The organism is Candidatus Omnitrophota bacterium, assembly GCA_023819145.1.
GTDB lineage: Bacteria > Omnitrophota > Gorgyraeia > DTHP01 > DTHP01 > JBFWKV01.
Window position 1 is genome coordinate 95,972 of the sequence record JAMWCW010000001.1, and the last position, 14,092, is coordinate 110,063.

General features: G+C 39.9%; 8 protein-coding genes. All 8 read left to right on the plus strand.

Going from position 1 to position 14,092, the window contains the following annotated elements:
• Positions 1-50 precede the first annotated feature (50 nt).
• The 8 genes from NC818_00270 (at position 51) to NC818_00305 (ending at position 13,992) form a co-directional block, all read left to right on the plus strand.
• Complete coding sequence (locus tag NC818_00270) at positions 51-704, plus strand: transposase (GenBank protein MCM8783204.1); 654 nt, start codon at positions 51-53, stop codon at positions 702-704.
• 163 nt (positions 705-867) lie between these two features.
• On the plus strand, positions 868-1,266 hold the full coding sequence (locus tag NC818_00275; GenBank protein MCM8783205.1) for a hypothetical protein: 399 nt from the start codon (positions 868-870) through the stop codon (positions 1,264-1,266).
• Positions 1,267-1,275: 9 nt separating this feature from the next.
• Complete coding sequence (locus NC818_00280) at positions 1,276-2,040, plus strand: hypothetical protein (protein ID MCM8783206.1); 765 nt, start codon at positions 1,276-1,278, stop codon at positions 2,038-2,040.
• 310 nt (positions 2,041-2,350) lie between these two features.
• A complete protein-coding gene (locus tag NC818_00285) occupies positions 2,351-4,537 on the plus strand; it encodes a TolC family protein (GenBank protein ID MCM8783207.1) in 2,187 nt (728 codons plus the stop codon).
• A 33-nt stretch (positions 4,538-4,570) separates the two neighbouring features.
• A complete protein-coding gene (locus NC818_00290) occupies positions 4,571-5,839 on the plus strand; it encodes an efflux RND transporter periplasmic adaptor subunit (protein ID MCM8783208.1) in 1,269 nt (422 codons plus the stop codon).
• Between the two features lie 84 nt (positions 5,840-5,923).
• Positions 5,924-9,454, plus strand: coding sequence for an efflux RND transporter permease subunit (locus NC818_00295; GenBank protein ID MCM8783209.1), 3,531 nt, complete (start codon positions 5,924-5,926; stop codon positions 9,452-9,454).
• Positions 9,455-9,624: 170 nt separating this feature from the next.
• Positions 9,625-12,723 (plus strand): efflux RND transporter permease subunit, encoded by a 3,099-nt coding sequence (locus tag NC818_00300; GenBank protein ID MCM8783210.1) that lies wholly within the window; start codon positions 9,625-9,627, stop codon positions 12,721-12,723.
• Positions 12,724-12,777: 54 nt separating this feature from the next.
• The gene (locus NC818_00305) at positions 12,778-13,992 is read left to right on the plus strand and encodes a hypothetical protein (GenBank protein ID MCM8783211.1); all 1,215 of its coding nucleotides are present in this window, start codon (positions 12,778-12,780) and stop codon (positions 13,990-13,992) included.
• Positions 13,993-14,092 lie beyond the last annotated feature (100 nt).

The window sequence follows — 14,092 nt, forward strand, 5'->3', positions numbered from 1 at the left end:
TATTAATTATAGGAGAGTATAAAGAAGTTAACGAGAGTTAAGGAGAAAAAATGAGAAAGAATTTTCTGGCAGTAGGAGAAATTTATCACGTGTTGAATAAAAGTATTGCGGGTTTTCAGATTTTTAACGATGAAGATGAATATCAGCGAATGGCTGGGCTTTTTGCCTATTATCAAAAAGAGAATCCTCCAGTTAAGTTCTCTAAGTATTTAAATTCCAATAAAAAAGGTTCTGAGGGGGAGAATACAGGAAATAAATTAGTGGAAATTATCGCCTATTGTCTTATGCCTACCCATCTTCATCTCTTATTGAGACAGATGAAAGAAGAAGGGATTTCTCTTTTTATGGGAAATGTTTTAAATAGCTACACCCGCTATTTTAATACCCGACATAAGCGCAAAGGACCTCTCTGGGAGGGTAGATTTAAAAGAATTCAAGTAAAAACCGAGGAAAATTTATTGCACCTTACCCGCTATATCCATCTTAATCCGGTTACAGCGTATCTGGTGAACAAGCCCGAGGATTGGCTTTTTTCTTCTTATCGAGAGTATTTAGGTCAGGTTGATGGTAAGGAGAAAATTTGCAATTTTGAAGATTCTTTAGAGATAGGCCCTGACTATAAAGAATTTGTGGAAGATAGAATTTCTTACCAGAGAGAACTTGCTCAGATTAAAGATTTAATAGTTGAAAACCTCTCCACCTAAACCTTAGACCACCTCGTAGGTGTCCTAAATCGATGATTATAAGTGTAAGAAATTATGTAGCTTATGATGAAGGAAATAGACCACCTACGAGGTGGGTACGGTTTATAACGGTAGGAAAAGGAAGGAAGAAGAGGAAAGGTAAGTGAGAGGAGGAAAGAGGGAGATGAAAAAAAGAATTCTGTTTTTGGGGATGGTTGGAGTATTATTGAGTTTTGTTTCTTGTGGAAAGGCAAAAGAGGAAGTTTACGAATCAGAGACAAAGGCAAGCGAAGAGGTGAAAATAGCTATGGTAGAGGAGGGAGAAATGGCCCAGAAACCTGAACTAAAATATGTGGAAGGAGAGCTTTTAGTAAAGTTTAAACCCGAAGTTTCTGCAGAAGAGATAATTACGATCCTCAAAGACGAATATCAATGCGAGATTATTGATATTATAAAAGGATTAGATGTTTACAGGATAAAAATGCCCAAAGGAAAAACTGTCCCCGAGATGGTGGAGTTATTGAGTAAAGATGAACGGGTGAAATACGCCGAACCTAACTATATCTATCGCTTACAGATGTAGAGGTAAAACATGAGACGCAGTATAATCGCGAGAGATAAAGCGGAATTAGTGCGCAAAATGAGGCTAAAATATTTATTTTCTTTTGGCGTAATCAGCGGGTTTGTTTTTTACTCTGGCTTGGCTTTCGCAGAGGAAAAAGCAGAAAAGCTTGAGGATTACAGCAAGTACGGTTATACCCTTAAATATAAAGACCCCAAGGTCTATACTACGCAACCGGGAGAAAAAGAATCTCCCTACCATCAGAAAGAACCCCAGCTTCCTCCCGCTTTAGAAGGCAGAACCAAATCGCCCCAATGGTCTAAACCAGAAAAGTTGCAAGAGGTTAAACCGGAAGAACTCTACATGCCTCCCTTGGAAGCAATTTTAGGCTCATTACCACCTCCTCGCGAAGAGGAAAGCGTAGAAGAAAAGATTTTAACTAAAGAAGGGGAGATTTCCTTAGAGGCTTGGGGAGAAAAAGTAGAGTTAATGATTGAGGAAGTTCTGGGGAAAGAAGCTGAGGTGAAATTGGTAAGAGAAGGATTTTCTTTTACTACGCCGGTTACTCCCGTAGAGGAAGAAGAAGAAAAAGAAGTCCAAGAAAAACCTTCTACCTCCCTTTTCTCTGATACTTGGGAGATGCTTATCCAAGAAGGAAGGGTTACCCTTAAACCTTTAGGGAAAGTCTCACCCGAAGATTTAGAGAAAATTGCTGCTTATTTAGTAGACCTCTTAGGAAGGGGCGGAGAAATAACTAAGATAAGTCCGGAAGGAATTGAGGTTGAACTAAAATAGATACTGTATCAAACCATATCAAGAAACTTTCTCGCTTATTTATTCCCAAATCTCACGAGAAAAGATAAACCGTATCAGAGCCGTGATACGGTATTTAATTTCCTAAATTACCGAGCCACTCTCCATAAAGCAAGGGTATCAACTGTATCATAATTCTTTAAAAACCCTTGCCAAAATCCCTGCCGAAAAAGATAAGAAAAAAATATAACCAAAATGATTTTTTTTCTTGACAAAAGTTCTTAATTATGATAAGGTTAAAACCCTGATACTGTTTGATATAGTTAAACCCCCTTTAAAACAGGAGGGAGAAATGAAGAAAGGTTTATTAAGGAAAGGAACCTTCATCGGGTTTCTTTTTTTATTGTTCTGGACAAGTAAGGTGAAGGGAGAAAAACAGGAAAGGAGTTTGGATAGTATAGAGCTAAAAGAACGGAATGAAGGGATACGGTTGATTATCTTGACCGACCAACCAGTAGAATATTCAGTGTATGAAACCGACCTTCCTCCACGGCTGATTGTTGACCTCATCGGTACAGATATTTATGCCCATTCTAGAGTACCTTCTCATCTTGTGGTAGATAAATCACAACTTAGGGCGGTGAACTTGCGTTGGTATGGCAAGCCTCCAGAAAAAGAAGGAGAACGGGCAAAAGTAGATTTGATAGAGTTTTTGCTAAAGAAAAAAGTTAAATATAAAGTGCTTAAACAAAATAACCGGATTATCGTAGATTTGGATTTACCGGGTTTTGTGCCTACGAAAGAGATAACGGAGGAGAAAGAAGTAAAAACCCCTTTAGTAAATTTAGAACCCAGATTTCTGGAAGAAACCGAGGGTTGGGAAAAATGGATGGACATTGCCCTTGCCAATTACAAACCACTCCATATCGCTTATGAACAGGTGGAACTGGCACAGATAAAGGTGCGCGAAGCAAGAAGAATGCTTTTCCCGATTACGGTGATTAAGGCTGGACGCACCCGCGGTGATACTTCCGTAAGGGATGTCAGTTTTACGGAACAATCCTTTGGGATTCAGATGGAACAACCCATTAGCCAGGGAGGAGAACTGCGTTATAAATTGGAACAGGCTCTGGTTAATATGGATATTGCTCAGCGCGAGTATGAGCGGATAAAGGCAGATTATATGCTGGAAGTGAAACGCGCCTATTACAATTTACTGATTTATATTATGAATGCAAAAATTTATGAAGATATTTTTAAGGAAGCAAATGATTTTTTGGAAATGGCCAAAAACCACTATGAAAAGAAATTAATTACCCAGTTGGAATTCCTCAATGTCCAGTCCCTCTATAGCCAGATTAAATACCAGCTGGTGGCTGCCCAGAAAGACCGCACCTTGGCAGAGCTTACTTTCAAACAAGTGCTAAACTTAGACCCCACGGTTACGCTGGAGCTTGAAGGCTGGTTAAAATTTGAAAAGCTTAATTTACACTTAGAACGGTGCAAGGAAATTGCTTTTAAGAAGAGGCCAGAGTTATCCATTAATGAGTTGATTGTCCGCTTTAATGAGTTAGGACAGAAAGCAGCAGATTCCAAAGAGAAACTTAAAGTTAGTCTAAGCGGATATTTGGGCACTACGGGAAGTGCCTATGATACTGAAGAGTTAAAGATGAAATCTGACTGGTTTCTAGGGCTTAAACTGAGCAAGGCATTTGGAGGGAATACCTTAAATACCTCCCTGGTCAAGGAAGAGACGGTTCCTCGGCTTTCTCTTTCCCAGGAAAAAACCGGGAGTATAAGCGCCTCTGCAGAGTTTAATCTCTTAGATGGACTTAGTCGTTTATCAGAGAAAAAAGGAGCCAGCGTAGAATATCTGCGCGCGGTGAATGAATTGTGGGAGGTGAAAAAGACTGTGGAATCAGAAGTGGTCAGTTCTTTTAACGAGTATCAGAAAGCCCTTTATCAATTAGATAATGTCTGGGAACGTATCCAGTTTCAGAAGAAGCGCGTGGATGTGACGGAGGCGCGCTGGAAACTGAATGAGGCAGGTATTTCTGATGTGCTGGAAGCAAAGATTGCCCTTGCTTCGGAAAAAGCATATTACAATAATCTCTTAGCCAATTACTATGGGGCGTTGAGCACGCTTACAAAAGCGTGCGGTCTGTATAAATATGCGGAGTTGATTCAAGGAGCTTCTCCGGAAATATTCTGGCATCGGGTAGCGGGAACAGAGGAACTTGATTATACCCAACTGCATAAGGAAGTTTTTCTTCCTAAGGGCGAGAAAATAGTCAAAATTGAGGACCTTCCCGGAGGGAAAATTATTGCGGTAAATAACGAAAGTGGTTTTGCCATCATTAATCTCGGTCAGGACCAGGGTGTAAGAGAAGGAGCAGAGTTGTGGGTGTATCGCCGGAAGGAAAAGGTGGGAGTATTAAAAGTCAGTAAGACCAAAAATGCTACTTCTTCTTGTAGGATTGCCCGTGCGGAAGCAGGAGAGAAAATTAGATTAGGGGATGAAGTAAAGGTAATACCTTAGGTAAAATCAAAAATTAGCAAAAGGAGGAGAAAAATGGCAAAAATGTCTCCTAAGAATTTAAGGATTGTAATTTTGATACTTATGGTGGTGTTAGTGATGGTTTTAGCGAAGAAATTAGCCAAGCCACCTCCGCAACCCCCAAAAGGGAGGACTACTGCTACTAAGGTTAGTCCCAAACTTACGCGGGGCGCAGAAGTGAAAAAGGAAGAAAAAAAGAAGAAAAAAGAGGAAAAAGCACCTCAGATTCCTTCTGCCTTGGAACAATTGCTGATGGGCACGGGTGAGGCAGAGAAAATTCCCGTTAAAGTTTATAAAATCTCCCGCACCGATTTTCAGGATGAACTGCCCATTGTGGGAACAGTAAGGAGTATTCCGGAGATAGACCTGAAGTTTGAGATAAATGGCAGAGTGGCAGAAATCCGGTTTAAGGAAGGAGAGCGGGTGAAAAAAGGAGAGCTTATTGCCCGGTTAGACCAAAAAGATGCCCAGTTAGAACTCTCTTGGGCAGAGGCAAAATATAATGCGGCGTTAGCAGAGGCAGAAGCAGTAAAGAAACGTGCAGAGACTATTGAGAAATTGTATGAAGTAGGGGCAATTGTAGAAGCACGGGTGGAAGAAGCAAGAGCAGAAGTCAAAGCCTCAGAAGAAAGAGCCAAAGTAGCAAAGGCAGAAGTAGAATCGGCTAAATCAAGACTGGAAAAGACTAATCTCTATGCTTCTCAAAATGGGATTATGGGCCCCCGGGACCTAGATGTAGGAGAGTTTGTTACCCCCAATGAACGTTTGGGAACGCTTTTTAGTGAAGAGAATACTTTTATTGAAGTGGGGGTGATTGAAAAAGATATAGGTAAAGTTCAGACGGGTCAGAGGGTCATTGTAAATGTTGACGCTTATCCCTATACTGATTTCTATGGAGTAGTAGAAAATATCTTTCCTAACTTAGAAGCACGTACCCGCACCTTGAATGTACGCATCAGACTTATAGAAACCAAAACGACGCTTCTTCCAGGAATGTTTGCCCGGACAAGGATTGTGGTCTATACGAAAAAGAATGCCTTGGTTGTTCCCAGCACCGCACTGTCAGTAGAAGGGAGAAGATATTTTGTTCCCGTTGTTAAGGATAATCGGGTAAGGAATAAAGAAGTGTTTACCGAGTATGCCACGTTAGACTATGCAGTGATTGCCCGTGGATTGGAAGAAGGGGAATTGGTTATTGTTGAGACGCCGGGATTAAAGAAATTAAAAGACGGAACTCCTGTGGAGATTACCGAGACCCAAGAGAAATTGGCCTCGGGTAAATAGTATTTTTGGTTAAATAGTTAAATTGGTTAGATGGGTAAATAGTTAAAAGGTTAAATAGTCAATTAGTTGATTTAATTTGCGAAGATGAGATTACCTGAGTTTTCAGTAAGAAAGCCGGTTACGGTAACCATGATTTTTCTGGGAGTGGCGCTTTTAGGATACATTTCCTGGACAAGACTTCCCCAAGCACTTTTTCCTGCCATTACTTATCCCCAGATTACAGTAGTTACCGTTTACGAAAACGCTGCTCCCGAAGAGGTAGAGATTCTTATCACCAAAGTTATTGAAGAGGTGGTAGGTACTGTACCTAATCTTAAACGCATTTCTTCTATCTCCAAAGAGGGTCTTTCCACAATTATTCTAGAATTTAACTGGGGAACCAATATGGATTTGGCTTCTTTGGCAGTGCGGGAGAAAATTGATTTAATTAAAGAAAGACTTCCCTTAGGCGCGCAAGACCCGATTGTAATGAAATATAATCCTTTTGAACTTCCGGTAGTGATTCTTTCGGTTACCGGACCAATCAGCCCTCTGGAATTACGCGAGGTCTGCCGTAAGGTAATCAAAGATGAAATAGAAAAAATTGAGGGTGTTGCCTCCGCAAACATTACCGGAGGATGGGAAAGGGAAATCATCGTGGAAGTTGACCAAGGAAGACTTTCCGCAAACGGAATTCCTATTTTGCGCATTGTTAATGCCTTGAAGGAAACAAATTTTTCTTTTCCTGCAGGGACAATAAAGGAGACATTTTTTGAGTATCTGATTCGCACCATGGGAGAATTCGAAAGGGTTAATGAAGTAAAGAGTGTGGTAATCGAAGCAATGGAACCCAACCCACCAAAGACTCGTTACGAAATGTTCTTGCAGGAAAGAGAGAAGAAAGAAAAAGATAGACGCCTGATTTCTCTTTCCGATTTAGCCACGGTAAGAGATGCTTGGAAGGAACAAACCTCCATCTCCCGCTACAACGGCAAAGACAATGTGACGGTTTCGGTAATGAAACAGGCGGATGCCAATGTTGTGCTTACCGCACGTAAGGTAAGAGAGGTTTTGGAGAAGATTAAAGATAGAATTCCTAAACAATTGAATGTAGAAGTTATCTATGACCAGTCGGAATTTATCCGCGCTTCCATCCAGGATTTAAAGACAAATGCCTGGCAGGGAGGCGTGCTTGCCTTTTTAGTACTTTTGTTATTCTTGCGCGAGTTCCGTAGTTCTTTGATTATCAGTCTCTCCATACCTGTTTCCATTATGGCTGCGCTGTGCATGATGTATTTTCAGGGCATAAGTATCAATATGATGTCCCTAGGAGGATTGGCTTTAGGAGTGGGAATGATTGTAGATAATTCCATCGTTGTTTTGGAAAACATTTATCGTTATCGCAAACAGTATGGCAAAGGATTTAGGGAAGCAGTTATTTTGGGAGCAACCGAGATGGGCTCGGCAATTACCGGTTCGACATTGACTACCGTTGTCGTTTTTGTTCCCCTAATCTATGTGGTGGGAATTGCCGGGCAACTTTTCCGAGAAATGGCTTTGACCATTACCTACTCTTTGCTTATTTCTTTGGTTGTTGCTTTGACGCTTGTTCCTCGTCTGGCAGCAATAGGTAGCGAAAAAAAAGAGATAGAGATTAGTAAAGAGGTAAGGAAAAAAGAGCCAAAATTCTTCTTAAAGATCGGTAATGCCTATGCAAGACTAATTGCTATTTTTTTAAAATTTCGTTTTATAGGTCTTTTTCTCATTGGACTTGTTTTTATTTTGAGTATTGGGATGCTTGCTAAATCGGACCGAGAATTGTTGCCCAAAATTGATGAGAGGCAGTTTGTTCTGAAATTAGAGATGCAGACCGGAACAAAATTAGAAGTAACCGACCGAATATGCCGAGAGGTGGAGAAAGCACTTTTAAGTATTCCCGATATAGAAGGCGTAAGTTTGGCTATCGGTTCTACACGTGAGGAAAGAACCGGTGAAGTGGTGGAGACGATGGGTTCGCACCAAGCACGCTTTGTTGTGAATTTAAAGAAAGTGAATCGCCGGGACCCTGGTTATCGCTCGACGCAAGAGATAATTAATGTTTTCCAGGAGGAATTGGCGCATGCAAATTTGGAAGGAGCGCGTCTGGAGTATATTTTGCAAGAAAGTGTGTTCAAGATGGCTTTTCAGGCAGGTAAACCCATAAGTTTAGAAATAAAAGGGCATGATTTAAAAACTCTGGAAGCAATTTCCAAAGATATGGAGAAAATGTTGCAAGGAATTTCTGGGGTTTATGGAGTTACTTCCTCACTCGCTCCTCCCCATCCTGAAACAAAAGTCAATGTTTTAAAAGATAAGGCAGCTTACTATAATCTCTCGGTAAACGATATCGCTATGTCTGCCCAAGTGGCTATCAAAGGACATGTCGCCACCAAGTTTAAAGAAATGGGGCAGGAATATGATATAAGAGTGCGATTGAGGGAAGAGGACAGGAATGAGATGAATAAACTAAGGCAGATATTGATTCATTCTAATGCGCTTGATGTGGATATTCCGCTTTCTGATGTTGCCTATATTGTTTCCGGAACCGGTCCAAGTCAGATTGAAAGATTAGACCAGCAGAGAGTAATCGTCCTTTCTGCTAATATTTATAAACGTGGATTTGATAAAGTGGCGAAGGACATTGAATCTGCTTTATCCCGCTACAGGATACCCGAGGGATTTACTATAAAGTTGGGAGGCGAGCGTAAGGATATGGAAGAATCTTTTAAATCATTGCGTTTTGCCCTTATCCTTTCACTTATTCTCAACTATATGGTTATGGCTTCGGAATTCGAATCTTTATGGCAACCGTTTATTATTATGTTCAATCTTCCTCTATCAATAATCGGTGTTGCCTTGGCAATATTTTTCACCCGTACCACTTTAAATTCGGTGGTGATTTTAGGAACGATTATGTTGGGAGGAATTGTGGTTAATAATGGAATTGTTTTAATCGAGACGATAAACAGCCTCCGTAAGGAAGGGATGGTTGTAGAGAAGGCTTTAATCCAGGCAGGATTACAGAGGGTGCGTCCGATTATGATGACCTCGTTGACTACAATATTGGGACTACTTCCGCTTGCTTTGGGTTTAGGAGAGGGAGCTGAATTGCGTGCGCCGATGGCAATTACGGTTATTGGAGGGCTATTATCCGGAACATTCTTGACCCTTTTGGTGATTCCAGCTCTCTATTTAATCGTGTTTAGATTCTTTGCCCTCTTTAGAAAGAAGGAGGTTTTAGTAGAGATTGAGCCGCCGGAAATAATTCACGAAGGCGTAAAGCCCATTCCTGTAGAAATAACCCCGGAGGTAAAAATACTACCTGAGAAAGAAACAGTTCCTCAAATTTCCGGCATTCCTTTTGCCGAAGAGAAACTTCCTTTAGTGGAAGAGGAGAAACTCGGCGGATTGAACGAACGTCAGAAAAAGTTTTTAGCAGAGTTAAAGACAAAAATTCGTCTTACACGCAAAGATTATATTAAATTATTTAATGTTTCTATGCCCACTGCTGCACGGGATATTAAGATTTTGGTAGAAAAAGGTTTTATCCGTGCTAAAGGTCCTGCAGGACCGGGGAGATGGTATGAACTGACATAAATTCGAAGCACGAAATCCGAAGCTTGAAACAGGAAATTTAAAACTAGAAACTCTCGTTCCTTTGGGGCGATGTAATTTGTAAATCGTAAACCGTAATTCAGGAAAACGAACCCGAAGAACAGAACTGACTGAACGAGCTAACGAACCAAAGGGAGTTAACATTAAGTAAAATGAATCTGCCAAAATTATCCATTCATCGGCCAGTTACTTTTACCATGGTTTTCTGGGGAATAATTCTTGTAGGCATAGTTTCCCTACAGCGTTTGCCTGTAGAGATGATGCCCAATGTAGCTTTTGAAGATATCTCCATAATTATTCAGATTCGAGGAGGAATTCCTCCTTCTGATGTAGAGATGCTGGTTACTAAGCCAGTGGAAGAGGCGGTTGGTGGTGTGAGTCACTTAAGGGAAATTATTTCTATCTCTGAGGAGGGAGAGTCGCGGGTGGTTTTAAGGTTTGAGCCCGGAACCAATATGGATTTTGCCGCATTAGAGGTGAGAGAAAAATTTTCACGTATTGTTGATAAACTTCCCCGAGAAATTGAAAAGCCAGTGATTGCAAAATATCAAAAGACTGATGTTCCAATAGTTATTCTTGCCGTTACCGGAATAGGTTATACTCCGGAAATTTTAAGACGCTTGGTAGATGAGAAGATAAAAGAGCGTTTTCAGCGTTTGGAAGGGGTGGCTAATGTGGAAGTAGTGGGAGGGAGAGAAAGGAAAATTCTCATTGAGGCAAGACAAGATGACTTACAGAGATACGGGATTCCCTTAGGCCGTGTGCTTAATATTTTAAATTTGAACAATCTTAATCTTCTGGCGGGAGAGATAAAGAGGGAAAGAGATAAATTTCTTATTCGCACGATGGGACAATATGAAAATATTTCTGATATTGAGAATTTGGGAGTGGGGGTTTCTCATCAGGGTTCAGTAATCAGACTTAGAGATGTTGCTTTTGTGAAGGACTCTTTTCTTGAACCCATAGATTTGGCACGTGTGGATATCCAGCCGGTAGTTTCTTTGTATCTCCAGAAAGAATCAACTGCTAATACCGTTAAGGTAGTTGAATCGATAAAAAAAGAAATTGAAGAAACCCGCTTCATTATTCCTAAGGATATTGTAATGAAACTGACTTACAATCAAGCGGAGGCAATTCGTGATGCTATTTCTGCGGTAAAGAGTTCACTTTTCTGGGGAGGTATTTTGGCGATTATAGTACTTTTCTTTTTCTTGTGGGATTTGAAATCAACTTTAATTATTGGTATTTCTATTCCGGTTTCTGTCATCGCTACTTTTGCTTTTATGTTTTTTGCTAAACTTACTTTGAATGTTATGACTTTGAGTGGGCTTGCTTTAGGCATAGGGATGTTGGTGGATAATTCTGTCGTGGTTTTGGATAATATTTTTAAAAAAAGAGAAGTCGGCCTTTCGCAGAAAAAGGCTGCAGAAGAGGGCAGTTCTGAAGTAACTTTGGCGATAACTGCTTCTACCCTTACCACGATCGTAGTTTTTTTGCCGATTGTTTTTGTAAATAAAGAGATTAGACTTCTGTATGTAGGGCTTTCCTTAACGGTGGTTTTTTCCCTGCTTGCCTCGTTGTTTGTGGCAATATCTTTTATACCGCTTTTGGGTTCGCGTTTAGTGATGCGTTCATACGGAAGGAAGATAGAAAATGTTCCCCGTGCGAGGAGATATTTTATAAAAATAAAGAAATTTTATCGAAACGCTTTAGCTAAAGCTCTCCATTTTCGTTATGCAATAGTGCTCGTTGCCTTCCTGCTTTTTATTTTTGCTCTCAAGATGGGGAAAAATTTAAAAACCGAGTTTATCGGAGTAACAGAACAAAATGAATTCACCATCCATGTGCAATTACCGGTGGGAGCGAAATTGGATGTTTCGGATAAGTGCGTAGAGCAGATAGAAAGGGTAGCCAAGGAGCTTCCTGAAGTCAGAACAATTTCTTCGCGCATTGAGCGCTGGTCTTCAAAAATATATGTAAGACTCTATCCTTTAGCCCAACGTGCAAGGTCTACCCAGGAGATTATTAATGAACTCCGTCCCAGAACTGAGGAGATTGAACGTTACTATGATGCCTTCATCTATTTTGAAGAACCTCAGGAAGTAGGGACACGGGAAGTTTTTTTAGATGTGTTTGGTTATGATTATGAAGTATTGAAGAATCTTGCCATTGCTATGGCAAGTAAACTCCAGACAGTAAAAGGAATGACCGATGTCAAGATAAGAATGCGCGAAGGACGGCCAGAACTGCGATTATTTATTGATAAAGAAAAAGCAGCTTCATTTGGGTTAAATATCGAAGATATTTCTACCACCATTCATGGACAGATGCGTGGTTTGCGTGCTACCTATTACCATACGGAAGCAAAAGAGGTGGAAATAGTAGTGCGTCTTCATGAAGACGACCGTCGGCGGTTTAAAGATTTACATCGTCTTATTCTTACCTCTCGCGATGGAAATAGTGTTTATCTTAACCAGATTGCGAATTTTCGTTTTGATATCGGTCCGAGTGAAATCTGGCGCAAGAATAAACAGAGGATGGTTCAGGTGAGTGGAAGCAGAGGTTCTATGTCTTTGAAAGAAGCGGGTGAGAAAATTAAAGAGGCCTTAAAGAGCGTGGAATTTCCCAAAGACTATTTTTATCGCTTTGGTGGTGATTATGAGAAAATGTTGAAAAATCAGAAAGAATTTACTTTTGCTATATTTTTAACTTTATTTTTGGTATACTTAGTAATGGCTTGTTTATTTGAGTCATATGCTCAACCGTTAATTATTATGATGACAGTTCCTTTGGCAGCGATTGGTGTGGTTTCTATAATGCGAATTACGGATACTTCTATAAATATTGGCGCGCTGATTGGATTTATGATGTTAGGGGGAATTGTGGTGAACAACGCCATAGTTTTAATTGATTTTATTAATTTAAAATTGCAAAATAAGAAGCATAAAAGGTATAATTTACTCAAAGCTTTGATTTTTGCGGGAGAGGATAGGTTGCGTCCGATACTTATGACTACCATTACTACTTTATTGGGACTTACGCCGATGGCCCTTGACCGTTCGGAGTCCGCAAGTCTCTGGTCTCCTCTAGCGATTACCGTTATGGGAGGTTTGACAAGTTCTACTTTTTTGACCCTTTTTATTATTCCCAGCTTATTCTTGATTTTTGAAGACATAAAGAAATTTATATTGGCAGTTGTAATTGAAAGAAAGCCTTTGCTGAGTCTGAAACTTCTGCGAAGGACTACATAATAAATAACAATAGTTTAAATATATAACAATTTAGCAGTTTAACAATTTAAGACGATGAGGCAAATTTTTCGCACACTCTTAACTGCGGTGTTTGTGCTTTTACTTTTTGTAATGGCTATTGCCTTATTTTATCTTGCTTCGGAAAAAAGAAAAATTACCAATCAATATAATAAAGACCGTGAATTGTGGACCATTAGAAATAACGCCTTACGGGAGAGCCTTAAGAAGAGTGAGGAAGATATCTTGAATTTAAAGAAAGAGTTGGAAGGTTTAAATGTTGAGTTAAAAAAGGCTAACGATGAATTAAGTGCATTGAGGTTGAGTTATGAAAATTTGAACAAAGAAAATCTTTCGCTCAATCAGAAAATCAATGTTTATTCGAGAGAAAGGGAAGGGCTTCTGCAAAAAATTGCACGTCTAGAACAGGATTTACGCATGGTTCAAAACACAAAAGCCCCACAAGAGGAATCTTGGGCGACTCTTTTGAAAGAAAAGGTTGATTTACAGATGCGCATAAATGAGGTAGAAGAAAAACTTAAAAATAACCGTTTATTGATTACCCAATTGGAGACAGAACGGAGGAAGTTGGGAGAGCGTTTAAGCGGGGTTCAACTGGATAAGATTGGCATAGAGAAGAATCTTGGAAGTGGTGGGACTACCAAATCAACTTCTCCCCGTGATATATTGAAGGCAAATTTAGAAAAAGAAAATATGGAGCAGAAGTTAGCAGACTTGGCAATAGAGAAGGATAATTTGGAAGAGCGGATTATTTCCTTAAAAGAAGAAGTAGATAAAGCCGATGCAGAGAGAGATGTCCTTAATACCCAGATAGAACGTATAAATCAATTATTGGAAGAGAAGTTAAGCCAGATAAATAAAGTAAGAGAAGAATTGGAAAGTGCGCTTAAGGAAGCAAAACGCATAGCTCTTGCAGGAACTTCTCCTGTAGAACTCCCTCCGGTGGTAGTAAAGAAAGGAATAGCAGAAGGGACTCAGAAATTACCTCCGCCACCACGCATTCCTCCTCCCAGAACCGAACAGGCGAATATAGTTTTAGTTAACGAAAAATACAATTTCGTGATTATAAATGTGGGTAAAAGCGAAGGGGTTGTAGAAGGTATGCTTTTTGACCTCTATGAAAATAAAGAGAACATTGGGCAGATAAAGATAAAAGAAGTCAGAGAAAGACTTTCTGCAGGTGAGATTGTAGAATTGAAAAAAGGTAAGAGCATAAAATCTGAAACCACTCTGGCAATATACTCTCCTTGATATTCTCTTCTGTAACCCGAAATAATGCAAAGAGTTATATTTTCTTGCTATTATACGCGTTTTTAATCTAATAAAATTTTTGCAATCAATTTCTTCATCT

What these genes read in the sequence shown, in the direction of transcription:
- NC818_00295 (MCM8783209.1), top strand. Translation starts at nt 5,924, where the DNA reads ATGAGATTACCTGAGTTTTCAGTAAGAAAGCCGGTTACGGTAACCATG.
- NC818_00305 (MCM8783211.1), top strand. Translation starts at nt 12,778, where the DNA reads ATGAGGCAAATTTTTCGCACACTCTTAACTGCGGTGTTTGTGCTTTTA.
- NC818_00270 (MCM8783204.1), top strand. Translation starts at nt 51, where the DNA reads ATGAGAAAGAATTTTCTGGCAGTAGGAGAAATTTATCACGTGTTGAAT.
- NC818_00280 (MCM8783206.1), top strand. Translation starts at nt 1,276, where the DNA reads ATGAGACGCAGTATAATCGCGAGAGATAAAGCGGAATTAGTGCGCAAA.
- NC818_00300 (MCM8783210.1), top strand. Translation starts at nt 9,625, where the DNA reads ATGAATCTGCCAAAATTATCCATTCATCGGCCAGTTACTTTTACCATG.
- NC818_00275 (MCM8783205.1), top strand. Translation starts at nt 868, where the DNA reads ATGAAAAAAAGAATTCTGTTTTTGGGGATGGTTGGAGTATTATTGAGT.
- NC818_00290 (MCM8783208.1), top strand. Translation starts at nt 4,571, where the DNA reads ATGGCAAAAATGTCTCCTAAGAATTTAAGGATTGTAATTTTGATACTT.
- NC818_00285 (MCM8783207.1), top strand. Translation starts at nt 2,351, where the DNA reads ATGAAGAAAGGTTTATTAAGGAAAGGAACCTTCATCGGGTTTCTTTTT.